Below are 23080 nucleotides of genomic sequence, written 5' to 3' on the forward strand. Positions count from 1 at the left end.
TCGGTCACGGAGGTCCTTTCCTTCCCTCGCTCGCAGTCTGCGCAGCCAAGGGTTCGTTCCGCAGCTCGAATCTCTTTCGAGCACGGATATTGCCGTTCACGATCACGCCACTTCCGACGGACGACCGACCCGCAGCCGTGTGAGAACCACGGTGGGTCGAAGCCGGCGACTTCCGGTCACTCCGCAGGCTCCTCTCCAAGGACGACCGCCGACTCGGGCGTGGAACCCCCCGAATGCGATGACGTGATTGCCCTGGCGAAAACCGGCGTCTGAAGCGCACGATGTACGGACGACCCTCAGGATAGCGTCGATCCTCTCGGTCGGCAAGAAGCACCTACCGGCGAGTCACGATAGGTTTTCTCAGGACGTGCTGACGCCGTCGGCGACGTCGAGTTCCAGGACCCGCAGGCCGTCGGCGACGGCTTTGTCCTTGAGGTCCTGCGGGAACGGTTCGGTGCAGAGAGCAAGGACCGTCGGTCCGGCACCGGACAGTACAGCCGCGATTCCCCTGGACCGAAGTGAAGCAATCAATTCCGTGGCACCCGGGAGCGCGCTCGCACGTTGCCCCTGATGCAGCATGTCCTCGGTCGCGGGAATGAGAAGGTCCGGACGCTGGGTGAGCGCGACGACGGCCAACGCGCCGCGGCTGACGTTGAACGCGGCGTCGCGATGCGGAACCAACTCGGGCAACAGGCCTCGCGTGTGCGATGTCGACGATCGCTCCGCGGGGACGAACGCCACCACGTGGATATCGGGGTGCACGGGCAGTCGCACCGCGGAGTACGTCCGCTGCGTGATGCTCGCGGGCTCGCTCCAGGAGACGACGGCACCGCCCAGGACGCTCGCCGACGCATTGTCCGGGTGACCTTCGAACTCGGATGCGAGCTGAACCAACTGGGCATCCGACAATGCGAACGACGAGTCCAGTTTGGCCGCAAGACCGTTCGCTGCCGACAGTCCACCGACGACAGCGGACGCCGACGAGCCGAGCCCACGTGAATGCGGAATCACGTTGGTGCACACCACGTCCAAGCCATCAGCCCAGACACCGGCGGCTTCGAGGCCCCGTTCGATGGCACGGACGACGAGATGCGAAGGTCCCCACGGGACGTCGTCGGCACCTTCGCCCTCGACGTGAATACTCAGACCCGACGCCGTGGTGGTGACCTTGATCTCGTCGTACAGCCCGAGGGCAATCCCCAAGGTGTCGAATCCGGGGCCGAGGTTGGCGCTCGACGCAGGAACCCGCGCCGTGACCGTCAAACCGTGCGGCAGTGTCGTCGTCATGGAACGAGACTCTGCCACTACGCCAACTCGAGCGCAGATGCCACAGCGACAGGGTCGACGGGAATGGGCTCGACCACCGGCATTCCGGACAACGCGGTGTCCGGATCCTTGAGTCCGTTGCCGGTGACCGTGCAGACGACGCGCAGGCCGCTGTCCAGCCAGCCTTCCTTGCGGGCTGCGATCAGGCCGGCGATGGAAGCCGCGGACGCGGGTTCGACGAAGACGCCTTCGGTCTTCGCGACCAGACGGTACGCCTCGAGGATTTCCTCGTCGGTGGCCGCGCGGAAGGCACCGCCGGACTCTTCTTTCGCGGCGACCGCACCGTTCCAGGACGCGGGCGAGCCGATCCGGATGGCCGTGGCGATGGTCTCGGGGTCCGCGACGGGCGCGCCGTGAACCAGCGGTGCAGCACCGGCGGCCTGGACGCCGAGCATGCGCGGCTTCACCGTGGTCAATCCGTCACGGAAGTACTCGGAGTAGCCCCGCCAGTAGGCGGTGATGTTGCCTGCGTTGCCCACCGGCAGCGCATGGACGTCGGGCGCGTTGCCCAGTGCGTCACAGATCTCGAACGCAGCCGTCTTCTGGCCCTCGATGCGCACCGGGTTGACCGAGTTGACGAGGCCGATGGTCGGGAACTCGGCCGTGGTCTTGCGCGCCAGCTCGAGGCAGTCGTCGAAGTTGCCCTGCACCTGAATGATCTTGGCGCCGTGCATGACTGCCTGCGCGAGCTTGCCCATCGCGATCTTGCCCTGCGGGACGAGGACAGCGCAGCCCATACCTGCCTTCGCGGCGTACGCGGCAGCGGACGCGGACGTGTTGCCCGTCGACGCGCACAGCACCGCTTCCTGGCCGCGCGCAAGGGAATCCGTCACGGCCATGGTCATGCCGCGGTCCTTGAACGAGCCCGTCGGGTTCAAGCCCTCGACCTTGAGATGGACTTCGCAGCCCGTCATCTCGGACAGACGCTCGGCGTGGATCAGCGGCGTGCCGCCCTCGAGCAGCGTGACGGTCTTCCAGTCCGGTCCGATCGCCAGACGATCGCGGTACGCCTCGATCAGTCCCGGCCACGGCGTATGCACGGTCATTCGGTGCCTTCCAATCTCAGAACACTGACTACAGAGGTGACGACGTCGAGCTTGTCCAACGCCGAGACGGTTTCGGACAGAGCGGAATCGGCGGCGAGGTGGGTGACGACGACGAGCCTCGCCCCGTCACCCGAACCGGCCTGGCGAACGGTGGAGATGCTGACGTCGCGAGTGGCGAACTCCGCCGCCACGGTCGCGAGGACCCCTGGCTTGTCCGCCACCTGCATGCTGACGTAGTACCGCGTGGGGATGTCGCCCATGGGAGCTACCTTCAGCTTCGCGTACTTCGACTCCAGCGGGCCTCGGCCGCCGTAGAACTTGTTGCGGGCAGCCATGACGAGGTCACCCAGAACTGCCGACGCGGTCGGGGCTCCGCCGGCACCCTGCCCGTAGAACATCAGGCGTCCAGCGGCTTCCGCCTCGACGACGATGGCGTTGAAGGCCCCGTTGACGGTGGCAAGCGGGTGGTCACGCGGAACGAGCGCCGGGTAGACACGCGCCGAGATGCGTTCCTTGCCCTTGGGCGTCGTGATGCGCTCGCAGATCGCCAGCAACTTGATGGTGCAGTCGAGCGAGCGAGCCGTCTCCAGGTCCGCCGAGGTGATCTTCGAGATTCCCTCGCGGTAGACATCCCCCGCGGTCACGCGGGTGTGGAAGGCAATGGACGCCAGAATCGCAGCCTTCGACGCCGCGTCGTATCCCTCGACGTCGGCCGTGGGATCGGCTTCGGCGTAGCCCAACCGTCCGGCCTCGGCCAGGGTTTCGGCGTAGTCCGCGCCGGTCTCGTCCATGGCGGACAGGATGAAGTTGGTGGTGCCGTTGACGATTCCGGCGACCTTGTTGACGCGGTCACCTGCAAGCGACTGCATCAACGGACGTACGACGGGAATGGCACCGGCGACCGCGGCCTCGAAATACAGGTCTGCGCGTGACTTCTCGGCAGCGTCGGCAAGCTCGCCGGTGTACTCCGCGAGAAGAGCCTTGTTGGCCGTGACGACCGACTTGCCCTTCTCCAGAGCCGACAGGATCAGTTTGCGCGGGATGTCGATACCACCGAGCACCTCGACGACCAGGTCCACATCGTCGCGGGCGACGAGGGACTCGGGATCGTCGGTGAGCAACGCGGTGTCGACTCCGCGATCTCCATCGACTCGCCGGACCGCGATGCCGCGAATCTCGAGAGGTGCACCGACACGTGCGGCGAGGTCCTCGGCGTTCTCGGTCAGAATTCGGACGACTTCACTTCCGACGTTCCCGAGGCCGAGAACGGCTACTCCCAACGGCTTCGTTGTCATGGCTGCACCTCCAAGCTGAGCAGGTCTTCGAGTGTCTCTCGGCGCAGGACGAGCCGAGACTTTCCGTCTTTCACCGCGACGACGGCGGGTCGCGTCAGCAAGTTGTACCGGCTGGACATCGAGTAGCAGTACGCGCCGGTCGCGGCGACGGCAAGCAGATCACCGGGGCCGACATCGCTCGGCATCCAGGTGTTCTTGATCACCACATCACCGCTCTCACAATGCTTTCCGACGACGCGAGCGAGCACTGCATCGGCGTCGGAGTCACGCGAGACGAGCCTGCAGTCGTACTCCGCCTGATACAGGGAGGTGCGAATGTTGTCGCTCATTCCGCCGTCGACGCTCACGTAGCGTCGACGAGTCTGCGCGTCGACGGTGACGTCCTTGATGGTCCCGACCTCGTACAGCGTCACCGTTCCCGGGCCCGCGATGGCACGGCCGGGCTCGACGTCGATGTTGGGCACCGGAAGACCCACCAGAGCGGATTCCGTGGCGACGATCGACTTCAGCTTCGCGGCGAGTTGATCGACCGGCGGCGGATCGTCGCTCGGCACGTAGGAAATTCCCATTCCTCCGCCGAGATCGACCGTCGAGATCTGGGACGTCTTCTCGACGCCGAACTCCGCCACCACGTCTCGCAGCAGGCCCAGCAACTTGTGCGCGGCCAGCTCGAAGCCGTCGACCTCGAAGATCTGCGAACCGATGTGGCTGTGCAATCCGACGAGGCGGAGGTTGTCGGTCGCGAACACGCGCTTGATCGCTTCGAGTGCCGAACCGTCGGCGAGGGAGAAGCCGAACTTCTGGTCCTCGTGCGCCGTCGCGATGAACTCGTGGGTATGAGCTTCCACGCCGACGGTCACGCGAACCAGAACGTCCTGGACCTTCTTCTCGTCCGCGGCGACTGCGTCGAGGCGGTCGATCTCGATCATGGAATCGAGCACGACGTGCTCCACGCCCGCTCGAACACCGGCCGTCAACTCCGCGACGGATTTGTTGTTGCCGTGCATCGCAATTCGCTCAGCGGGGAAGCCCGCCGCGAGTGCAATCCCCAGTTCACCGCCGGAGCAGATGTCGAGGGACAATCCTTCGTCCGCCACCCACCGTGCGATCTCGCCGCACAGAAATGCCTTCGAGGCGTAGTGAACCCGTGCGGGATCACCGAACGCTTCCGCCATTTCCCTTGCGCGGGAACGGAAATCGTCCTCGTCGATGACGAACAGCGGAGTCCCGTACTGCTCGGCCAACTCGGTGACCGGCACACCCGCAAGCGTGACCACACCGTCGTCGCCGCGAGCAGCGTTGCGCGGGTAGACGTGCTCGGGAAGAGCAGTCATGTCGGAAGCGACCTTCGGGCGTTCGGCGAGCCCGTCCTGGGAGCGTACGTCCGCGTGCTTCGGACCCGCCGGATGCGCGCTCACATCCGCTCCGGTGCGCTGACACCGAGCAGGCGCAGGCCGTTGGCCAGTACCTGACGGGTTGCGTTGCCCAATGCCAATCGAGCAGTGTTCACGGGGCCTGGCTCCTCGTCTCCTTGTGGCAGTACTCGGCATGCGCCGTAGAACCGGTGGTACGCGCCGGCCAATTCTTCCAGGTACCGCGCGATGCGGTGAGGCTCACGGAGGTCGGCAGCGCTGGCGACGACCCGCGGATACTCGCCGATGGTCCTGATCAATTCGCCTTCCTGATCCTGCGTGAGAAGGCTCAGGTCCGGATCGTCCCCGCTGATACCCAGGTCGGCGGCGTTGCGCGCCAGGGACGCGAGCCTCGCGTGCGCGTACTGGACGTAGTAGACCGGATTCTCGTTGCTCGCGCTCGCCCACAGTTCGAGATCGATATCGATGCTGGAGTCCACCGACGAACGAACCATCACGTAGCGGGCCGCATCCACACCGATGGCCTCGACCAGGTCGTCGAGGGTGATGACGGTGCCTGCACGCTTGCTCATCTTCACCGCGACACCGTCGCGAACCAGGTTGACCATCTGGCCGATCAGCACCTCGACCGTGTTCGGATCGTCACCGAATGCTGCCGCGGCTGCCTTGAGACGGCCGATGTACCCGTGGTGATCCGCGCCGAGCATGTAGATGCACAGGTCGAAACCGCGCTGGCGCTTGTTCTGGAAATACGCGATGTCCCCGGCGATGTAGGCGGCATTGCCGTCACTCTTGATGACGACGCGGTCCTTGTCGTCTCCGTAGTCGGTACTGCGCAGCCACCACGCACCGTCGTCCTCGAAGAGGCTTCCCGAGTTCTTCAGGAACTCGACGCACTTCTCCACCGCACCGGATTCGAACAGCGAGTTCTCGTGGAAGTACACGTCGAAGTCGACGCCGAATTCGTGCAGATTGTTCTTGATCTGGTCGAACATGAGCTCGACGCCGATCGACCGGAAGGTCTCGGCCTGCGGCACATCGGCCATGGCAAGAACCTCGGGGCTCTTGGCGAGCACCTGCTGCGCGATCTCGTGGATGTAAGCGCCTGCGTATCCGTTCTCCGGAGCAGGCTCGCCCTTGGCCGCAGCGATCAGGGAGTTGGTGAACCGGTCGATCTGAGCACCGTGATCGTTGAAGTAGTACTCACGTACCACCTCGGCGCCCTGAGCCGACAGGATGCGGCCGAGTGCATCGCCGACCGCGGCCCACCGCGTTCCCCCGAGGTGAATGGGACCCGTTGGATTGGCCGAGACGAACTCGAGGTTGATCTTGGTGCCTGCCAGCGTCGACGACGTGCCGTACGCGGCACCGGCGTCGAGTGCCTGCGCGACGATCGCGCCCTGGGCGTCGGCGTCGAGACGGATGTTCAGAAAGCCGGGACCAGCCACTTCGGCGCTGGCGATCGACACGTCGGCGCTCAGCGCCTCGGCGAGCCACCCGGCGAACTCACGCGGGTTCGCGCCCGCCTTCTTCGCGACCTGCAGGGCGACGTTCGTCGCGTAATCGCCGTGTTCGGGGTTGCGAGGGCGCTCGACCGTCACCTTGTCAGGCAGGACGGATACGTCGAGGCCGCGGTCGGCGAGCACCGCACTTGCGGTCGCGCGTAGTAGTTCGGCAAGGTCGGCGGGAGTCACAGGTGTCTATCCTATGGTCTGAGGTGCCCGAGGTACGAGGCGCCCGTGGTCTGAGGCGGGGGCTGTCGGCAACCACTGGCCTGAGGCGACAACAGCCTGTACTGGCGGCACCTCAAAGCAAGCACTCAGACAAGGACCGTACAGTAAGGGCGCTCTGCGATCACAAGTAGTTTTGCGCACCCAACTGCACCTCCGACAACCGAAAGAGCGACGACAGCGATGCCCACGGGTTCCAACAACGGCGGTCCGGACAAGAAGTCTGCAGCCAAAGCCAACAAGGCCATCAAGGCTGCAAAGAAAAGCAGCGGCGTCCCTGCGACGAAGAAATCGGGCGCGCCCAAGAACCGCCAGGTCCCGTGGCTGACCGTCGGAGCCGTCGTCGTCGTGGTCGGCCTCATCGCGGCTCTGGCCATCAACCTTTTCCCGAAGTATCAGGACCGCGCCGAAGCCCAGCGATGGGAGCCCAGCGAGAGCAACCAGGACCCATCGTCGAACATCGCCGACGTCGTGGTTCAGCCGTACGAGGCCGCCTTGCACGTGTCCCCCACGCAGCGCGTCGCCTACGACCAGACGCCTCCGTTCGGCGGCCCCCACGACGCGACGTGGGCCACCTGCACCGGCGTCGTGTACCCGGAAGCGATCCGCACCGAGAACGCAGTCCACTCGCTCGAGCACGGAGCCGTGTGGATCACCTACAACCCCGACGCGTTGTCCGAGGATCAGATCCAGGTGCTCGCCGACAAGGTCGACGGTGAGACCTACATGCTGATGTCGCCCTACCCCGGTCAGGAATCTCCCGTCTCACTGCAGTCCTGGGGACACCAGCTCAAGGTCGACAGTGTCGACGACGAACGAGTGAACCAGTTCATCTCCGCGCTGCGGCTCAACCGGTACCAGTACCCCGAGGTCGGTGCGAGCTGCGCGACCGTACCCGGTGGCGGATTCGATCCCGACAACCCACCGCTGTTCGACGCCTCGGCACCCGGACCCGACGCAGTCCCGATGGACGGCGCAGGCATCACACCCGACGCCAGCGAGACGGGCGCAACCGGTGGCCTGCCGTCGGACCTGCAGCTTCCGAGCGACCTTCAGATCCCGACCGAAGCACCGGCAGCCCCGGCACCCGCTTCCTGATGACTGCTCCCACGAAGCCGAGGGTCAGCAGGCCACAATTGGTGGCTCTGCTGGCCCTCGGCGTCGTCGCCGCAGTCGCAATCGGGTTCGCTCTGGGATTCTTGGCACGAACGAACTTCCTCGGCGGAAACGACAACGTTCCTGCATCCGATTCGGTGGACGTCGGCTTCGCGCAGGACATGTCGGTGCACCACAATCAAGCCATCGACATGTCGTCGATCGCTATGACCAATGCCACCGACCCGCTCGTCCGTAACCTCGCGTTCGACATGCTCACGTCGCAGCAGAACCAGGTCGGCCAGATGCAGGGTTGGCTCGCCATCTGGGACCGCTCCCCCGTCGGGACCGACGGCTACATGGGCTGGATGACCGGTGACGAACACGGCCACTCGATGGCCGGAATGTCAGCCGGCTCCGACGGATCCGAGACGACGGGGCCCGTCGCGGCAATGCCGGGAATGGCCACCAGCGACGAACTTGCCGCCCTCCGCCAGGCAACCGGACCGGCCGTCGACGTCATGTTCCTGCAACTGATGCTGCGTCACCACCAGGGTGGACTCTCGATGATGGAATACGCGGCGGATCACGCTGAAACTCCTGCACTCGTTCGTCTCGCTCAGTCGATGATCTCGACTCAGGAAAGCGAATCCACCCTGATGACACAGATGCTCGCCGACAAAGGTGCTCAGCCCCTCGGTACTAACTGAGAGTCGGCGAGTACGTCCAGTCCGCGACCTCGGGCATGTCCTCCATGTGCTCGACGACGTAGGTCGCATGCCGCTCGAGTTGGGCGTTGCAGTACGACACCAGTTCTGCGCCGCGCTCCGGTACCCGCCTCGACCGACGCAGGGCCTCGAGCACAAGGTGGTAGCGGCTCATTCTGTTGAGCACCACCATGTCGAACGGCGTTGTGGTCGTGCCCTGTTCGTTGAAGCCGCGTACGTGGAACCGATCGACCTTCGGCCTGCCGTGCAGTAGTTCGTGCACCGCGCGGGGATAGCCGTGAAACGCGAACACCACGTCGGTGTCCGCGGTGAAGAGATCGACGAACTTCTCGTGCGTGAACCCGTGTGGGTGGTCCCCCGGCGTCACCAGTGCCATCAGATCCACGACGTTGACGACGCGGACACGCAGGTAGGGAACCCACTCGGCGAGGATCTGTGCGGCGGCGAGGATTTCCTGGGTCGGTACGTCACCCGCTGCGGCGAGCACCACGTCGGGTTCGCTGGGGCTCCCGGCGGACTCGGTTTCCGTTCCCGCCCAGTGCCACACCGACGCGCCCGCGGCACAGTGCTCGGCCGCCTGTTGGAGCGTCAAATACTGCAGGTGAGGTTGCTTGTCCACGACGATCAGGTTCACGTGGTCCCTGCTGCGGAAGCAGTGATCGGCGATCGACAGCAGGGTGTTGGAGTCCGGTGGTAGCCAGATTCGCACGACCTCGGGCGAGAGCGGAATCGCCGCGTCGATCATGCCTGGTCCTTGATGGCTGAACCCGTTGTGGTCGTTGCGCCAACACGTACTGGTCAGCAGCACGTTGAGCGACGCCACCGGTTCTCGCCACGGCAGATCGGCGGCGTGCTGCAGCCACTTGACGTGCTGGATCATCATGGACACGCTCACCATCGCGAATGCCTCGTAGCTCGCGAACAGTCCGTGGCCTCCCGCCAGAAGATAGCCCTCGAGCCACCCTTCGCACAGGTGCTCGCTGAGTACCTCCATCACACGTCCGTCGGGTGAGAGGTGGTCGTCCCAGTCCTCCGTCGGGAGTTGCCAGCAGCGGTCGGTCTGCTCGAAGACCGCAGCCAAGCGGTTGCTCGAGGTTTCGTCCGGCGAGAACAACCGGAAGTTTCCTCCACCGTCGTCCGAGGTGTTCCCCGCGTAGATGTCGCGCATCAACTCACCGAGCACCCTCGTCGTCTCGTGAAAACCTGCGCCGGGCGACTCGATCGAGATCTCGTAGTTCTCGAGTGGCGGGATGCGTAGTGGTTGCAGCAGACGGCCGCCGTTGGCGTACGGCGTCGACCCCATTCGTTTGTCCCCCGCCGGAGCCAGCGCGGCGATCTGCGGGGCAAGGGTTCCGTCGCCGTCGAACAGTTCATGGGGACGGTAGGACTGCAGCCAGGTCTCCAACTGCGCCAGGTGCTCCGGGTTGGTCCTGACACCGGACAGGGGCACCTGGTGCGCCCGGAAAGTGCCCTCGACGAGGACACCGTCGACGGTGTGAGGGCCCGTCCAGCCCTTGGGTGTGCGCAGGATGATCGCGGGCCATCGGGCACCGGTCTCGGGCTCACCGGTTCGAGCGGCGCTCTGGATCGCTCGGATTCTCCGATGCGACTCACGAAGCACGCGCAGCAGTTCCGGGAACACCACACGTGGATCGTCACCGGCCACCACGACGGGTTCCCATCCTTGCCCGTGCAGAAAGTCGACGATGTCCTCGTCGCGACTCCGGCCGAACACCGTCGGCCCCGCGATTTTCGCGCCGTTCACGTTGATGATCGGCAGCACCGCACCGTCGCGTCGCGCGTTCAGGAACGCCGGGAGCTTCCAGGAGCCCGCGAGCGGACCCGTCTCTGCCTCTCCGTCACCGATGACGCACGCGACCGTCAACTGTGGTCGGTCGAATGCTGCTCCGCCCGCATGAACAAGTGCATAGCCGAGTTCGCCGCCCTCGTGGATGCTGCCCGGCGTCTGCACGCTGACGTGACTCGGTATCCCGCCGGGAGCGGAGAACTGACGGCACAAGCGTCGTATTCCGTCCGCGTCGCGGGACACGTGCGGGTAGATCTCGGTGTACGTCCCTTCGAGATAGGTCGACGCCACGAGGGCCGGTCCGCCGTGTCCCGGGCCTGTCACGTACAGCCAGTCGGTGTCGGTCTCGTTGATGTGACGGTTGAGCAGGGTGTAGATCATCGACAGGCACGGGCTTGTCCCCCAGTGCCCCAGCAGGCGAGGTTTGATGTGCGACGCGTCGAGCGGCTCACGCAGAAGCGTGTTGTCCTTCAGGTATATCTGCGCGACGGTCAGATAGTTCGCTGCCGACCACCACGCCAGGTCGAGATCGAGAGCGTCGTCCGAATACTCGTAGTCGGTCATGCCCTCGACTGTCCTCCTCTTCCGTTAACACCAGGTGCGATTTCAGGTGACGGTTGCAATGCGCTAGTCTTGGAGCCGCCCAACAGGCACGCCGGATACGTAGGTTTTCTTCGTCTCGGCGCGCCCCCGTAGCTCAGGGGATAGAGCGTTCGCCTCCGGAGCGAAAGGCCGCAGGTTCGAATCCTGCCGGGGGCACATATTCTTGCCGCACGGTGCAACAATTGCGCACATGTCCTCCGCCGAACTCGACGACGTTGCAGCCGAGCTGTATTCCGTCGATCCGGCCGAGTTCGTCGCCGCTCGCACATCCGCTGCTGCCGCCGCCAAGGACTCGGGCAACCGCAAACTAGCGGCCGCGATCACCAAGCTCCGTAAGCCAACGACCGTCGGATGGATGGTCAATCTCCTGGTCCGCGAAGAACCCGAGGACGTGGCAGATCTGTTCGACCTCGGCGACAGGCTTCGCGACGCCCAGCGCCGATCGGCCGCCGGGGACCTCCGAGAACTGTCGGCGGACCGTCAGAAATCGATCCGCGCCCTGTCCGCCCGTGCCGTCGAGATCGCCGCCGATCGCGGACGGACCACCACGGAGGACGCGGCCCGCGAAGTCGGTCAGACCCTCGGTGCCGCACTCGCAGATCCCGATGTCGCCGAGCGTGTACGCGCGGGACGAGTGGTGACGGCCGAGTCCTACAGCGGCTTCGGCCCCGCCGTGCTGTCGTTGGCCCCGGAACCGACCACATCCACCGACACTGCCGAATCCGAGCAGCCGGACGAGGCGACGCACGAGGAGGACACAGAGGCAGCCGCCAGGACCGCGGAGGTGCAAGCGGAGGCTCGGAAGCGATTCGACGAGGCCAGGGAACGGTTCGAGGAGGCTCGGGAGGACGAGCAGGCAGCCGAGAACGCCGCCGCTGTCGCCGACGCCGCAGCCGAGGCGGCGTCGACCCGGCTGACCGAGATCAAGGAGCGGTTGGCTCAGCTGCGCTCCGAGTTGCACGATGCCGAAGAGCACGAAGCCGACGCCAGAAAGGACGAGAAGTCGACCGAGCGCGAATCCCGCCGTCTACGAAGGATTCTCACCGATGCACAGGCACGGACGGCGGAGCAACGGGCAGCTCTGGACGAACTGGACCGTCAGGATTCCTGAGCACGAGGTACCTGTCCAACTCCGCGGCACCGGTCAGCATCGCGCGCCCGCGAGCATGGATCCGGCCGCGCCAGTCGTCCATCAGATCCGCAAGCGGTTCCACCCCGCCCGCGCTTCGAACGTGAGCAATCAGCGGCGCAATCCGGCTCAGCGCAAACCCTCCTCGCCGCAGCTGCCGGGTCAGCTGCGCGTCGCGTACCGCGGACTCGGCGTAGACGCGATACCCCGTCTTCCTGTCACGGTCGGGTCTCACCAAACCGGCGCGCTCCCACTTGCGCAAGGTCGCGGGCTCGACACCCAGCTTGTGAGCAAGCGGGCCGATGAACAACCCGGCGGGCGTCGTTCCTGCAGGCTCCACTCCCCCTCGAGTCGTTCCTGCAGGCTCCACTCCCCCTCGAGTCGTTCCTGCAGGCTCCACTCCTGCCAGAGCATGTTCGACCGACCGCAGGGTTGCACGTTCTTCGCGCAGCTGTGCGTGTGCGTCGTCGATCATCTGGAGCGCGGAGCCGACGTCATCGGAATTAACGGCGCACATGATGGCCGTCGACATCGCGTGACCGTGCCCCGCAGTGAGAGCTCGGAACGTCCTCAAGGCGTGCGCGTGCATCGGCGTGTACGTCCGATAACCGTGCTCGGTTCTCGTGGCCGCGGGAAGTATTCCGGCATCCTCGTAATTACGCACAGCCTGCGTCGACACCCCGTGTTCGCGAGCCAGGTCGACGGGACGCAATCGAGGCTTTTCGGTGGTCGACATGGCAGGATCCTTTCAAAGCTTCAAAGGACGGTTCAACGATAGCGTTCACTGTATGCCTGCTTCGATCGACCACGTCGTCCATCCAGCCCAAGGGTCTTCCCTCGTCCAACTGCTGGGCACCCGGCCGCAACTGCTCGCCGTCGGAGAGCCGACCCACGGCACTCATGGACTCCTGGAACTGCGGAACGACCTTTTCCGCGAACTCGTCGAGAACGAGAGCTACCGCACCATCTCCATCGAAAGCGACTGCCTGATGGGTCGATTGGTGGACGACTACGTCGTGAGCGGCGTCGGCACGCTCGATCACGTTCTAACACACGGCTTCAGCCACGAGTGGGGCACGTTGGACGGAAATCGGCAGCTCGTGCAGTGGATGCGTGAGCACAACCGTCGGCACCCGGTCTCCGAGGCCGTCCGATTCGCTGGTTTCGATGCACCGCTGGAGATGGCGTCGGCAGCCAGCCCACGGCACGCACTCACCGAACTCCATGCCTACCTCGCCCGTTGGGTGCAATCGGATCTGATCCCCGTCATCGGTGAGACTCTGGATCGGTTGCTCGGTCCGGACGAGCGATGGACCGATCCCGATGCGATGCACTCCCCGTCACGGTCCTTCGGACGCAGTGCAGAAGCCATCGAATTGCGGCTCGTCGCAGACGATCTGGCGAGTCTCCTCGATATGCAGGCGCCACGTCTCCGCGCGGTGACAGCCCGCGAGTCCTGGTTCGACGCACACCTGTGTGCTCGGACCGCCATCGGTCTACTGCGCTACCACTACTGGATGGCGGACGGCTCCGCGGCACGCATGACAAGGTTGTGCAGCCTACGAGATTCCATGATGGCGGAGAACCTCCTGGCACTCGCCGAGCGGGGACCGACGTTGGTATCGGCGCACAACAGCCACCTCCAACGCTGGAAGAGCAGCATGCAGATGTGGCAGGGCTCGATCGAATGGTGGAGTGCGGGCGCCCTCGTCGACGCCCGGCTCGGCGCCGACTTCGCTTTTCTGCCGACCGCAGTCGGCACGATCGAGCGCCACGACGTCGGCCCGCCGTTGCCGAACACCGTAGAGGGCCATCTGTTTTCGTTGCGTTCCGGGCGGAGCCTCGTCGACACGCGCACCCTGTCCGAAGCACTGGGACCCGAGCGCCCCGACGCCCGCGTGTCACCGTGGTTCGGTTATGCGCCGCTCGACCCCGATCACCTCGTCGACAACGACGGCTTGCTTTTCGTCGACGACGCAGATCATTCGACCGGCTACGGTCCCGCGGGATCGACCGATTGACGATCCGGAACGACGATCGTCGTGATGGCCGTGATGTCGCCGGCGGGGATGGCGAAATGTTCGACCGTGGACAGTGTCGTGTTGTCGTCCAGTTCGATTCGGTACCGTGCGACGACGAAGGACTCCCACTCCTCGATGTCCACGTCACGTACTGCGGTGACGCGACGGTACCGCGACGACTGTTCCAGGTCGTCACGAATGTGTTGCCCGCTCTCCCCGGTGACGTCGCCGTTCTCGACGCGTCGACATCCTTCCGCGAGGCGTAGTTTGGTGGCGTCGTGACTCGTCAAGGCCTTGATGTATTCGCGTGCCATCGCGACGCGCCCGGTGTCTGCTTGCCTCGTCGCATGCCGAGCGATGCTCGCCAGCAACGGCTCTGCGAGTTCGGTGGGGCAGATCAGCAGATCCGGGAGGTAGGGATGAGACTGGTTGTACAGCAACGGCGTTCCGTCGATGCGTGAGCAATGCAGGCCTGCCGCGAGGGCAACGCCCACTGGCGCAGCCGAATCCCATTCCCACTGACCGCCCGAGTGCACGTACGCGTCGACGTCCCCGCGGACGACGGCCATCGCCTTCGCCCCGGCCGATCCCATCGTGACGACATCTCCACCGACGTCGCCGGCGACCGCTTCGATGTAGTAGGGCGGACGACTGTCGCTCACGACGAGGGTCAGCCTGCCGCTCGACGGTGCTCGCTGCCCCGTTTTCACCGTCGAATAGACGGCTCCGAGAGCAGGTTGGGCGACTGCGGACGCGGTCATCCCCTTCCCGGCCTCCCACAGTCCGACGTGGACGGCCCAGTCCGCGCGCCCCTGAATGCCGTACTCACGTGACCCGTCCAGTGGGTCGATGATCCAGACGCGTTGCGCGTCGAGCCGAGCCGGATCGTCGGCGGACTCCTCGGACAGCACGGCGTCGCCCGGCCGATCGGCACTCAATCTGGCCAGGATCAGCCGGTTTGCCTCGGCATCTCCGAGGCGGCCGAGCTCGCGGCCTTCCGTTGTTCCGTTCTCGCGCGCACGAATGTCGAGCAGCACTCTGCCTGCAGCCTGCGCAACGTCGGCCGCGAACCGCGCGTCGTCTTCGGGTGTAAAAGATGCACTCACGGGTTCACCATTGCACGATTGCGCTCGATCGTGTGGCGGAGGTGTGCGCAGCGGCCGCCTAGAGTGTCCACCATGGCTCCGACACGCTGGCAGACCGAGAACGACGAGGCACAGTCCAGGAAATACGTCGACAGGTTCGCTCGGCTCGAGGCTCGCGGCGTCGACGTGCACGGTGAGGCACGCATGGTCGACGCGCTGCTCGCGCCGGGCAGTTCGGTCCTCGACGCGGGATGTGGCACAGCGCGTCTCGGCGCGGAGCTCGCCCGTCGCGGACATCGGGTGACCGCAGTGGACCTCGACCCGGTGTTCGTCGACGCAGCCCGCCTGAACCCCGACATCACCGTTCACCAGGCCGATCTGACCCAGCTCGACCTCGGTGGGACGTTCGACGCAGTCGCCGCGGCTGGGAACGTGATGGTGTTCATGGAGCCCGGGACCGAACGCACTGCGGTGGAGCGGATCGCAGCGCATCTCACGCCGGGCGGCGTGTTCGTCGCAGGGTTCGCCACCGATCGCGAGTACACCGTGGGACAGTTCGACGACGATCTCGCCGCGTCCGGCCTTATCGTCGAACATCGTTTCGGCACTTGGGATCTGCGGCCGTGGCGATCGGACTCCGACTGGGCGGTCACCGTGGCGCGGGCGGCTCAGCTTCTTGCCTGAAGCTCCCGGCCTGAAGCTGGTCGGGTAGTGCATCGAACCAGTCGAGTGTCGCCTGCTCGTACCTGATCCCGAAATCCAATGTGGCCAGGTCGAAGACAGTCGCGCCGTCCGACGCGGCGCGCTGCTCCCGATAGCGAGCCAGGGTGTCTGCGTGCCGACGTCGGTGGTCGGCCAGTATCCCCGCCACCCGCCCCGGGGCTAGATGCTCGCCGAACGCCAAAGTCAACAACAGCGGGTGTCGGATGTTCTCCTCACCGGGAGCCCGATCGATCCACCGGGCGAACTCGACCCGCCCGTCGTCGGTGATGGTGAACGGTTTCTGAGCCCTGGCACCGACCGCGCCTTCCTCGACCAAGCCTCGCTTCGTCAGCGCCGCGAGTTCTCGGTACACCTGACTCCGCGTGACGGTCCAGAAGCCGCCGATGCAGGCAACGGCAGTGGCATGAAGGTCCCAGCCGGTCATGGGGCCGCGATGCAGAAACCCGAGCAGTGACGCCGCGGTCGCGTTCAACGGTGGTGTTTCGGGCACACGTCATGCTCCCACACCTTGACATTCCACAGTGGTAGGTCGATGCTGGACACACCGACAGTCCACAATGGAACGTCAGTCCGGAGTTGGAGTGCAGATGCCGTACCAACCGAACGTCCGTGAAACGAACTCGAACACCCGCCTGTCCGACGCGCACCGCGATGCCGCCGTCGACCTCCTGACCAGCCATGTGGCGTCCGGCCGCCTGACGATCGACGACTTCGACGGACGCGCCGCCCAGGCCTACGCCGCCGTCACGCACGCCGACCTCGACGACGTGTTCCGCGACCTCCCCGCACCTGCGACCTCGAAGCAGATAGCCTCGAAAGCGGTGGCCTCGACACCTGTTGCCTCGACACCGATCGAGCCGCAGTCCCCGCAACGCCCACCGATGAGCCGCGAACTGCTGGCGTGGGCGAGCGTCGGAGTCCTGTGCCTCACCATCTGGGCCGTCACCTCGGTCGCCACCGGGAACTTTCTCTACCCCTGGCCGGTATGGGTCATCGGTCCATGGGGCGCGATGCTGGCACTGCACCGGGTCACCGGCATGCCGATGGGCTGCACCAGTCGCTGACACCACGTCACGAACCAGGAATCACGACGACCTTGCCCGGCAGGTTCCCCGCTGCGGCGCGGGCGTGCACCGTCGCGAGGTCGCGCAGCGGAACTCGGTCGGCCACGTCGACGACGAGCTCGCCTCGGTCGACACGCGTCGAGAGTTCGGACAGTTGCGCGGCGTCGCTGCGGAGGTACATGTCGATGCCGCGAACACCGCGCGCCTCGTCACTCGGCGCGGGCATCCAGACCGTGGTGTTGACGACCACGCCGCCGTCCGCGACTCGGGTTGCCAGGGCGCCGAACAGGTCCGGCGTGATGGGCGCGAAGTTCACCAGAACGTCGACGGGCGTCGTCAGCGCGACCACGACGTCGACCGCCGAGTGGTCGACGACCTCGTCGGCACCGAGCTTCCTCAGGCGCTCCGTCTCCGACGCACGACCCGTCGCGACGACGTACGCGCCTGCCTCGTGGGCCAACTGCACGGCGAACCCACCGACGGCTCCGCCCGCGCCGTTCACCAGGATGCGCTGTCCGCGCTTCAGCTCGGCGTGATCGAACAGAGCCTGCCACGCAGTCAGTCCAACCACGCCGAGCACTGCCGAATCGGCGAGCGGAATCGACGTCGGCGCCGGAGCGAGCGCGTCGGCGTCGACGACCACGAAGTCTGCTGACGCACCGTCCGTGACGAACGGCAGGAATCCGATCACTCGGTCCCCGACTCGTTGATCGTCGACTCCGTCGCCCAGCGCGTCGACGGTTCCTGCGACATCGACACCCGGGATGTGCGGCAGTGTCAGTGGCATCGGCTCCTGCATGTTGCCCGCCCGGATATTTCCGTCGACACCGTTGAAGGTGGTGCCTGCAACGCGAACTCGAACCTGGCCGGCTGCGGGAACGGGAGTCTCGACGTCCTCGTACCGCAGAACATCGGCGTCGCCGTACTGGTGGAAGCGAATGGCCTTCATGGTGTTGCCTTTCCTCGAACTCGAAGTGCTTCGATTTCGAAGCACACCGCAAAGCTAGCATTGTTGCGAATTCGAAGCAAGTCTTTCGAATACGAAGCAGTTGTAGAGTGGCCTCATGTCGGAACAACCGCCCGCCCTCGACTCCGTTCAACTCGGCGCGTACTTCTCGCTCATGGAGGTCGCCGGCCTGCTGCGTCACGCGGTGGAGCAGCAACTGAGGGAGGACGGAGACCTCAGCTACGTGCAGTTCCAGTTGCTCGCTCGCCTGGCCCTCGACTCGCCGTCGGGCAGCGAACGCATGACCGACCTCGCCGACGGCGTCGTCTACAGCCGTAGCGGACTGACCTACCAGGCAGGTTTGCTCGAAAAAGCGGGGCTCGTGTCCCGCGGACCGTCGCCCGACGACGAACGCAGCGTCGCCGTCACGGTCACCGACTCCGGACGGGCGTTGATCGCCAAGGTAATTCCCGGCCACGTCGAGATCGTTCAGCAACAACTGTTCTCGTCACTATCACCGTCGGACACCCGGGCGCTCGGAGAACTCCTGTCGCCGGTCCGCGATCACATGCGGACAGCACCCCCACGCTCGGCGGCAGCACGCCGGAAGCGCTGAGCAGAACCAGCGAGAAGCATGAGCCGGCGGACGAGGCACGGTGATAAAAGCGGAACCGCCAGGCAGGTCGCCTGGCGGTTCCTTCGAGCGAGCGACGGGATTCGAACCCGTGTAAACGGCTTTGCAGGCCGGTTGACCTACCCCGCGCGCTGGTAACGCGGCGCGCATAGCCACTGGCCAGGGCGCTATCCGGCAGTATTGCGCCGACGCTCTGAGCATCGGTACCTCCGTGGTACCTCCAAAGCTGGCGGCACCAGAACGTACTTGTCAGGCATAGACCGACATACCCACCCTGGGGCGCGGCAGACGATCGGCGTGTCGTCAGACCAAAGACCGACCGGTCTCGTACCATGACGGTTCCCAATGTCAAACAAGAAGAGGCAATAGCCGCATGACTAACACGGAGCCCCGCCGCAGCTACCCCTACTTGTCAATTGGCCTGTGGTCGTCGCTGCGCAATGCATGGGTTAAGACCGCTCCACGTTCTGTAAGCCTGGACTACCTACAGTCGATTCTGGGAATCTCGGAAAAGAACGCCAAAAACGTACAACCACAATTAAGGAATCTCGGACTAATCGACGGTGAAAACCAATTTACCGAGCTCGGGAAAGATCTAAGAAGCGACGATCACTACGCTTCCGCTTGCGAAAAAATGATTGAAGCAGTCTATCCTGAGACTCTCATAGAGGTATTCCCTAAGCCCGCAGATGACGACCAAGAACGACTCATCGGGTGGTTCACTCGCAACGCCGGGTCCAGCATTGGAACTGCAAAAGTTCAATCAAAATTTTACGCAATGCTCGCAAGCGGACAGCCGCCAACGACGGAATACGTGCAGCGAACCAGAGCGGCAGGAAACTCGACCGATAACAAAGCAAAGACGCCAGTCGGCACGGGTGCAAAAGAAACTAGCGATCCGACGCCTCCGCCCATTACGAGAGCAGCGCAGGTTACTCCAGAAGCGAAATCAAATGGGGTTTCGTTGCAGGTTAATTTGCAAATTCACATCTCCCCTGAATCATCGTCTGACCAAATTGATGCAATTTTCGCAGGAATTCGGAAACACCTCAATGGATGAACCACAATCTCGGGAAATTTTACGAAGGGTACGAAACGCGGCGGAGGGCATGAAAGAACCTGATATTTCCGGTTCAAGGTCATCCGACGTCGAGTCTGATGGAAGGGCCTCGTCAACCAAGCCCCAAGAGACACTCCCGACCAATCCACCCGAGAAACAACGTGTCTCCGCTTTGATCTCTTGGGCGCATCGCAATCCCGGGTGGTCCGACGAGCAAGCTGACGAGTGGCGTGACACCGTACTAAGCTTTACAGCCACTCTCCGAAATCCAGGAGGGATCGATGCGGACATTGACCTGTATCACTCTGATGAGCTGGTCATTGACTGGACTCGGTTTGGCCCCAAGCAAATCGACCAATGCGACTTCACACTCGTTGTAATATCCAAGGCATGGGGTGAGAGGTGGGCTGGAACAAACGACCCGACTGTGGGCGCTGGTGCAGCTGGCGAGGCCGATGCACTGAAGGGAATGTTCCAGGACGATCAGGACGAGCTTCAGCGCCGAGTAAAGTTCATTATTCTACCTGGCGGTAAGACCGCGGACATACCACGCGACTTACGGCGACTAAACTACTACCCGATCGATCCAGATGACTTTGACTCTTATATTCCCTTGATACGAACGTTAACGAAACAGCCCTCCTTCATTAGGCCGGAGATTTCTGACACCCCGCTGCTCCCACCTTCTATTGCGCTGAAAACTGGAACTAGCAGCAATCAAACCCCGAGGAAGAGCACCGACTCTGTCCAGAATTTGAAGACTGAATTGCGAGTACTTAGGCGACGCAGGGATCAGCTGACGAGAGCAGAACATAACGGTACGAGGGTTGATGACTTACAGAAGATTGCAGACGATATCGCAGTGCTCGAAAGCCTCGCTGACTCGATCTACAAATCTGAGGGTGACTAACCCGTTCGCAGCGGTAGCACGTTATCCGCGCGGGTGAGTCGTCCCACTGCTCCCAGAGCGGCCATGGCGTCGGTGTGGTCGTCCTCGAATAGGTGCGCATACACGCCGAGTGTGACGTTCGTGTTGGCGTGTCCCATGAACTTGCTGAGCTTGAACGGCGCGATGCCCGCAGCGATGCACAGGCTGGCGTACGTGTGGCGTAACGAGTGGAACCTGAAGTTAGGCAACAGCTTTGCGCGGTTGAGGTTTGCCCGCAGCACCGCAGGCCGGTACACCGCGCCGTAGAAGTTGCGGTGCACCAGGGGCACGGTCCAATCAAGCACCAGGCGGGCTTCGGCTTGGGCCACCGTGGCGGTTGCGGCCTGTTCCGCCGGCGACATCCGCCGTCCGTCCGCGTGGGTGGGCGCGGCCTTCCCGGTCGGCGTGATGGCCCGCAAGCTGCACGCCGGGAACAACGGCGCGTCCAGCTCGTTAGCCCGTGGATGCACTGCCAGGTAGTCCCGGAGCACTGCGACGGTGGCGGGCGTCAGCGGCACCCGGCGACGGCTCCCCCGCGTCTTGGGTGTGTCGTAGACGATCTCAGGTTGCAGCTCCCCCGCCCGCCGACCGGGCTTCCGTTCGCCCTCGGCGAGCGGCCCGTACTTTACCAACACCGTCCGGCGGACGTGCACCGCGCCGGGTGCGTTGGGCCGGTTCTCCGGGGGTAGGTCCAGGTCGCCGATTTGCAGTCCGGCGAGCTCGGCAGCGCGGAGACCGGTCCACGCGGCTACGTGCACCGTGACGTTGTACGGCCACGGCGTTGCGTCGACCAACGCCGACACCTGGCCAGCCGAGAGGAACTGCGCCGGATCTACCACTCCGTCCACCGACGATGCCGTCGATGCGACGGCGGTCCGCTCGGTGGGCAGGGTGACGTGCTCGCACGGGTTTGCGCTGAGCCGTCCGTCGGCGATGGCTTGGTCCAGCACTTGCTTGAGAATGAAGTACTGATGCCGGACGGTCGATGGCCTCTTGCCTTCTGCGGTGCGCCGAGCTATCCATTCGGCTACCAGCACCCGTGTGATCTTGTTGAGCGGGTACCCGCCGAACGTGCGGTCTAGGTCGGCCCGGGCGTTAAGGATGTAGGCGTAGCCCTGGCGCGTCCTCGGCTTGAGATCGACGCGGCTGGCCAACCATGCGTCCGCGACGTCGCGGAACGTAGCCCCGCCCGACTTTGGGTCGTAGGTCTGCCCTCGCTGTGTGGTGTAGGTGGCGCTCGTCGCATAGAGCTCGGCAGCCTTCCTCGTCCCGAAACCACCTTTGGTCCGCTGCTTGCCGTCGGGCGTCCGGTACTTGACCTGATACACCGCCTTGCCGGTGCGCTTGCTGGTGATCTTGCGGATGCTGGCCATTAGAAGTCCTCGAGTTCCTCGTCGGTAAAAGTGATGTCTGGTCCGCGCGTGGCGATCGGCCGGAGCGGGTCGTCCTGGCGGGACTGCGACGCCGCGTAGCTACCGGCGGTCTCAACGAAGAGACGGTCTTCCGCAGCCTGACGGCGGGCGCGCTCGTCGCGTATGCGCATTGGGCGGACGGCACGGGCCATCAGGCGTCGGCCTTGGCGAGTTCCACCGACTTGCAGAACCGGCGCACGGTGCTCTCGTGCCAGATCGGGCGACCCGCTGGACTAAGTACCTGTTCGTCGGTGAGCGTCCTTGCGATAGCGCCGTAGGTCTGGCCGGTGGCCCGCATCTCGATGATCCGCCGCGCTACTGCCGTCGGCATCAGGCTAGGCCGACCCAGCGCAGTTCCCTGCGCCTTCTTCGCTGCGAGCGCTGCCTTGGTCCGCTCGCCGATCAGCCTGCGCTCCAGCTGCGCGAACACCGCCAGCATCCCGGCCATCGCCTCGCCGTTGGGTGTTCGCAGGTCGATGCCGATGTCCAGCATGACCAGGTTCCAGTCCTGCCGTTGTGCTCGCTCCATGATGTCGCTGGCGTGGCCGGTGCTGCGTGCCAACCTGTCCAGCTTGGTCACGACCAAGCCATCCGCGAGGCCAGCGGCTAACTGCTCCAACGCATCCCGCAGACCCAGGTTCACGTTCTTGCCGCTCGCGCCCTCGTCCCGCAGGATCGTGAGCTCCCAGCCGCGCCGGTCCGCTTCAGCGACGAGTGCGGCCTCTTGTGCCTCTAGCCCGAGGCGGCTGTCTGCCTGTTCCTCAGTGCTCACTCGCACGTACCCGAGCATGTGTGGGCGATGGTTGTTCATCCCAGCGCTCCTGCGGTGTAGATGGTGGCCCCACTGAATTCGGTCATGCCGATGATGACGAGGCCCGGTGCGTAGTCGGCATCGAGGATGGCCTGCACGTCTGCGCGAATGTGGGCGTCAGTACTGCCGCGTGGCACGTACACGTCTATTTCCTCGCTGCAACCTTCACCCGGCATCCCGACGAACGCCGTCCATATCTCATGCCCCGGTGGGATGCGCCCTCCACTGAACTCAGCCATTGTGTCTCCCTTGGTAGTTGGGCGC

At 64.6% G+C, this 23080-nt stretch carries 23 protein-coding genes and 2 tRNA genes; 10 read left to right on the forward strand and 15 right to left on the reverse strand.

Annotation, left to right across the window (positions count from 1 at the left end):
* Positions 1–360: 360 nt before the first annotated feature.
* Genes thrB through argS form a run of 5 tightly spaced genes read right to left on the reverse strand, consistent with a single transcriptional unit; the run spans position 361 to position 6734 of the window.
* Positions 361–1287 carry a homoserine kinase gene (thrB, locus tag ACFULT_RS25420; RefSeq protein ID WP_019667268.1) on the reverse strand — a complete coding sequence of 309 codons (927 nt, stop codon included), beginning with the start codon at positions 1285–1287 and terminating at the stop codon, positions 361–363.
* A 17-nt stretch (positions 1288–1304) separates the two neighbouring features.
* The gene (gene thrC / locus ACFULT_RS25425) at positions 1305–2372 is read right to left on the reverse strand and encodes a threonine synthase (protein ID WP_019667267.1); all 1068 of its coding nucleotides are present in this window, start codon (positions 2370–2372) and stop codon (positions 1305–1307) included.
* Positions 2369–3667 carry a homoserine dehydrogenase gene (locus ACFULT_RS25430; RefSeq protein ID WP_019667266.1) on the reverse strand — a complete coding sequence of 433 codons (1299 nt, stop codon included), beginning with the start codon at positions 3665–3667 and terminating at the stop codon, positions 2369–2371. The genes thrC and ACFULT_RS25430 overlap by 4 nt, the downstream gene beginning before the upstream one ends.
* The gene (lysA, locus tag ACFULT_RS25435; protein ID WP_019667265.1) at positions 3664–5085 is read right to left on the reverse strand and encodes a diaminopimelate decarboxylase; all 1422 of its coding nucleotides are present in this window, start codon (positions 5083–5085) and stop codon (positions 3664–3666) included. The genes ACFULT_RS25430 and lysA overlap by 4 nt, the downstream gene beginning before the upstream one ends.
* A complete protein-coding gene (argS, locus tag ACFULT_RS25440; protein WP_037104673.1) occupies positions 5082–6734 on the reverse strand; it encodes an arginine--tRNA ligase in 1653 nt (550 codons plus the stop codon). The genes lysA and argS overlap by 4 nt, the downstream gene beginning before the upstream one ends.
* Before the next feature lie 219 nt (positions 6735–6953).
* Between argS and ACFULT_RS25445 the strand changes: the two genes are divergently transcribed.
* Entirely contained in the window at positions 6954–7868 is a 915-nt protein-coding gene (locus tag ACFULT_RS25445) for a DUF3105 domain-containing protein (protein ID WP_037104672.1), read from the forward strand.
* On the forward strand, positions 7868–8575 hold the full coding sequence (locus tag ACFULT_RS25450; protein WP_037104669.1) for a DUF305 domain-containing protein: 708 nt from the start codon (positions 7868–7870) through the stop codon (positions 8573–8575). The genes ACFULT_RS25445 and ACFULT_RS25450 overlap by 1 nt, the downstream gene beginning before the upstream one ends.
* Here the strand turns inward: ACFULT_RS25450 and ACFULT_RS25455 are convergent.
* On the reverse strand, positions 8568–10964 hold the full coding sequence (locus ACFULT_RS25455) for a phosphoketolase (protein WP_037104667.1): 2397 nt from the start codon (positions 10962–10964) through the stop codon (positions 8568–8570). The two genes, ACFULT_RS25450 and ACFULT_RS25455, sit on opposite strands and share 8 nt — an antisense overlap.
* A 122-nt stretch (positions 10965–11086) precedes the next feature.
* On the opposite strand from ACFULT_RS25455, the gene ACFULT_RS25460 reads away from it, so the two are divergent.
* Together ACFULT_RS25460 and ACFULT_RS25465 are read left to right on the forward strand one after the other, a co-directional pair.
* Positions 11087–11159 (forward strand) — tRNA-Arg (locus ACFULT_RS25460).
* A gap of 34 nt (positions 11160–11193) precedes the next feature.
* Positions 11194–12114, forward strand: a complete 921-nt coding sequence (locus ACFULT_RS25465; protein ID WP_378482868.1) for a hypothetical protein — start codon at positions 11194–11196, stop codon at positions 12112–12114.
* Here ACFULT_RS25465 and ACFULT_RS25470 read toward each other — a convergent pair.
* Positions 12044–12868, reverse strand: coding sequence for a TioE family transcriptional regulator (locus ACFULT_RS25470; protein WP_378482869.1), 825 nt, complete (start codon positions 12866–12868; stop codon positions 12044–12046). The two genes, ACFULT_RS25465 and ACFULT_RS25470, sit on opposite strands and share 71 nt — an antisense overlap.
* Before the next feature lie 52 nt (positions 12869–12920).
* Between ACFULT_RS25470 and ACFULT_RS25475 the strand changes: the two genes are divergently transcribed.
* On the forward strand, positions 12921–14153 hold the full coding sequence (locus ACFULT_RS25475) for an erythromycin esterase family protein (protein ID WP_378482870.1): 1233 nt from the start codon (positions 12921–12923) through the stop codon (positions 14151–14153).
* On the opposite strand, the gene ACFULT_RS25480 is transcribed toward ACFULT_RS25475, so the two are convergent.
* A complete protein-coding gene (locus tag ACFULT_RS25480) occupies positions 14126–15259 on the reverse strand; it encodes a 3'(2'),5'-bisphosphate nucleotidase CysQ (RefSeq protein ID WP_378482871.1) in 1134 nt (377 codons plus the stop codon). The genes ACFULT_RS25475 and ACFULT_RS25480 overlap by 28 nt on opposite strands.
* A gap of 72 nt (positions 15260–15331) precedes the next feature.
* On the opposite strand from ACFULT_RS25480, the gene ACFULT_RS25485 reads away from it, so the two are divergent.
* On the forward strand, positions 15332–15922 hold the full coding sequence (locus ACFULT_RS25485) for a class I SAM-dependent methyltransferase (protein WP_378482872.1): 591 nt from the start codon (positions 15332–15334) through the stop codon (positions 15920–15922).
* Here the strand turns inward: ACFULT_RS25485 and ACFULT_RS25490 are convergent.
* Positions 15888–16451: a PadR family transcriptional regulator gene (locus ACFULT_RS25490; protein WP_378482873.1), complete on the reverse strand. Its 564-nt coding sequence runs from the start codon at positions 16449–16451 to the stop codon at positions 15888–15890. The two genes, ACFULT_RS25485 and ACFULT_RS25490, sit on opposite strands and share 35 nt — an antisense overlap.
* A gap of 97 nt (positions 16452–16548) precedes the next feature.
* Between ACFULT_RS25490 and ACFULT_RS25495 the strand changes: the two genes are divergently transcribed.
* On the forward strand, positions 16549–17025 hold the full coding sequence (locus ACFULT_RS25495) for a DUF1707 domain-containing protein (RefSeq protein ID WP_378482874.1): 477 nt from the start codon (positions 16549–16551) through the stop codon (positions 17023–17025).
* A 7-nt stretch (positions 17026–17032) separates the two neighbouring features.
* Here ACFULT_RS25495 and ACFULT_RS25500 read toward each other — a convergent pair whose 3' ends face one another.
* On the reverse strand, positions 17033–17974 hold the full coding sequence (locus ACFULT_RS25500) for an NADP-dependent oxidoreductase (RefSeq protein WP_378482875.1): 942 nt from the start codon (positions 17972–17974) through the stop codon (positions 17033–17035).
* 115 nt (positions 17975–18089) lie between these two features.
* Between ACFULT_RS25500 and ACFULT_RS25505 the strand changes: the two genes are divergently transcribed.
* A complete protein-coding gene (locus tag ACFULT_RS25505; RefSeq protein ID WP_037104653.1) occupies positions 18090–18587 on the forward strand; it encodes a MarR family winged helix-turn-helix transcriptional regulator in 498 nt (165 codons plus the stop codon).
* Between the two features lie 86 nt (positions 18588–18673).
* Here ACFULT_RS25505 and ACFULT_RS25510 read toward each other — a convergent pair.
* Positions 18674–18733 (reverse strand) — tRNA-Ser (locus ACFULT_RS25510).
* Positions 18734–18978: 245 nt separating this feature from the next.
* Here ACFULT_RS25510 and ACFULT_RS25515 point away from each other — a divergent pair.
* Both ACFULT_RS25515 and ACFULT_RS25520 read left to right on the forward strand, forming a co-directional pair.
* Complete coding sequence (locus tag ACFULT_RS25515; protein WP_378482876.1) at positions 18979–19665, forward strand: DUF5343 domain-containing protein; 687 nt, start codon at positions 18979–18981, stop codon at positions 19663–19665.
* Between the two features lie 49 nt (positions 19666–19714).
* Positions 19715–20575 carry a hypothetical protein gene (locus tag ACFULT_RS25520; protein ID WP_378482877.1) on the forward strand — a complete coding sequence of 287 codons (861 nt, stop codon included), beginning with the start codon at positions 19715–19717 and terminating at the stop codon, positions 20573–20575.
* Here ACFULT_RS25520 and ACFULT_RS25525 read toward each other — a convergent pair.
* The 4 genes from ACFULT_RS25525 to ACFULT_RS25540 are packed head-to-tail and all read right to left on the reverse strand — an operon-like array spanning position 20572 to position 23055.
* Positions 20572–21966, reverse strand: a complete 1395-nt coding sequence (locus ACFULT_RS25525; protein WP_378482878.1) for a tyrosine-type recombinase/integrase — start codon at positions 21964–21966, stop codon at positions 20572–20574. The genes ACFULT_RS25520 and ACFULT_RS25525 overlap by 4 nt on opposite strands.
* Positions 21966–22136: a hypothetical protein gene (locus ACFULT_RS25530; RefSeq protein ID WP_378482879.1), complete on the reverse strand. Its 171-nt coding sequence runs from the start codon at positions 22134–22136 to the stop codon at positions 21966–21968. The genes ACFULT_RS25525 and ACFULT_RS25530 overlap by 1 nt, the downstream gene beginning before the upstream one ends.
* A 20-nt stretch (positions 22137–22156) precedes the next feature.
* On the reverse strand, positions 22157–22816 hold the full coding sequence (locus ACFULT_RS25535; RefSeq protein ID WP_378482880.1) for a recombinase family protein: 660 nt from the start codon (positions 22814–22816) through the stop codon (positions 22157–22159).
* A complete protein-coding gene (locus tag ACFULT_RS25540) occupies positions 22813–23055 on the reverse strand; it encodes a hypothetical protein (RefSeq protein WP_378482881.1) in 243 nt (80 codons plus the stop codon). The genes ACFULT_RS25535 and ACFULT_RS25540 overlap by 4 nt, the downstream gene beginning before the upstream one ends.
* Positions 23056–23080: the final 25 nt, after the last annotated feature.

It is taken from the genome of Rhodococcus sp. NPDC057297, from assembly GCF_042667435.1.
Taxonomy (GTDB): Bacteria; Actinomycetota; Actinomycetes; order Mycobacteriales; family Mycobacteriaceae; genus Rhodococcoides.

Bases quoted from the DNA above. Each gene is read 5' to 3' on its own strand.
- thrB (WP_019667268.1), bottom strand. From the start codon at position 1,287: ATGACGACGACACTGCCGCACGGTTTGACGGTCACGGCGCGGGTTCCT.
- thrC (WP_019667267.1), bottom strand. From the start codon at position 2,372: ATGACCGTGCATACGCCGTGGCCGGGACTGATCGAGGCGTACCGCGAT.
- ACFULT_RS25430 (WP_019667266.1), bottom strand. From the start codon at position 3,667: ATGACAACGAAGCCGTTGGGAGTAGCCGTTCTCGGCCTCGGGAACGTC.
- ACFULT_RS25445 (WP_037104672.1), top strand. From the start codon at position 6,954: ATGCCCACGGGTTCCAACAACGGCGGTCCGGACAAGAAGTCTGCAGCC.
- ACFULT_RS25450 (WP_037104669.1), top strand. From the start codon at position 7,868: ATGACTGCTCCCACGAAGCCGAGGGTCAGCAGGCCACAATTGGTGGCT.
- ACFULT_RS25455 (WP_037104667.1), bottom strand. From the start codon at position 10,964: ATGACCGACTACGAGTATTCGGACGACGCTCTCGATCTCGACCTGGCG.
- ACFULT_RS25465 (WP_378482868.1), top strand. From the start codon at position 11,194: ATGTCCTCCGCCGAACTCGACGACGTTGCAGCCGAGCTGTATTCCGTC.
- ACFULT_RS25470 (WP_378482869.1), bottom strand. From the start codon at position 12,868: ATGTCGACCACCGAAAAGCCTCGATTGCGTCCCGTCGACCTGGCTCGC.
- ACFULT_RS25475 (WP_378482870.1), top strand. From the start codon at position 12,921: ATGCCTGCTTCGATCGACCACGTCGTCCATCCAGCCCAAGGGTCTTCC.
- ACFULT_RS25485 (WP_378482872.1), top strand. From the start codon at position 15,332: ATGGCTCCGACACGCTGGCAGACCGAGAACGACGAGGCACAGTCCAGG.
- ACFULT_RS25495 (WP_378482874.1), top strand. From the start codon at position 16,549: ATGCCGTACCAACCGAACGTCCGTGAAACGAACTCGAACACCCGCCTG.
- ACFULT_RS25500 (WP_378482875.1), bottom strand. From the start codon at position 17,974: ATGAAGGCCATTCGCTTCCACCAGTACGGCGACGCCGATGTTCTGCGG.
- ACFULT_RS25505 (WP_037104653.1), top strand. From the start codon at position 18,090: ATGTCGGAACAACCGCCCGCCCTCGACTCCGTTCAACTCGGCGCGTAC.
- ACFULT_RS25515 (WP_378482876.1), top strand. From the start codon at position 18,979: ATGACTAACACGGAGCCCCGCCGCAGCTACCCCTACTTGTCAATTGGC.
- ACFULT_RS25520 (WP_378482877.1), top strand. From the start codon at position 19,715: ATGAAAGAACCTGATATTTCCGGTTCAAGGTCATCCGACGTCGAGTCT.
- ACFULT_RS25525 (WP_378482878.1), bottom strand. From the start codon at position 21,966: ATGGCCAGCATCCGCAAGATCACCAGCAAGCGCACCGGCAAGGCGGTG.
- ACFULT_RS25530 (WP_378482879.1), bottom strand. From the start codon at position 22,136: ATGCGCATACGCGACGAGCGCGCCCGCCGTCAGGCTGCGGAAGACCGT.
- ACFULT_RS25535 (WP_378482880.1), bottom strand. From the start codon at position 22,816: ATGAACAACCATCGCCCACACATGCTCGGGTACGTGCGAGTGAGCACT.
- ACFULT_RS25540 (WP_378482881.1), bottom strand. From the start codon at position 23,055: ATGGCTGAGTTCAGTGGAGGGCGCATCCCACCGGGGCATGAGATATGG.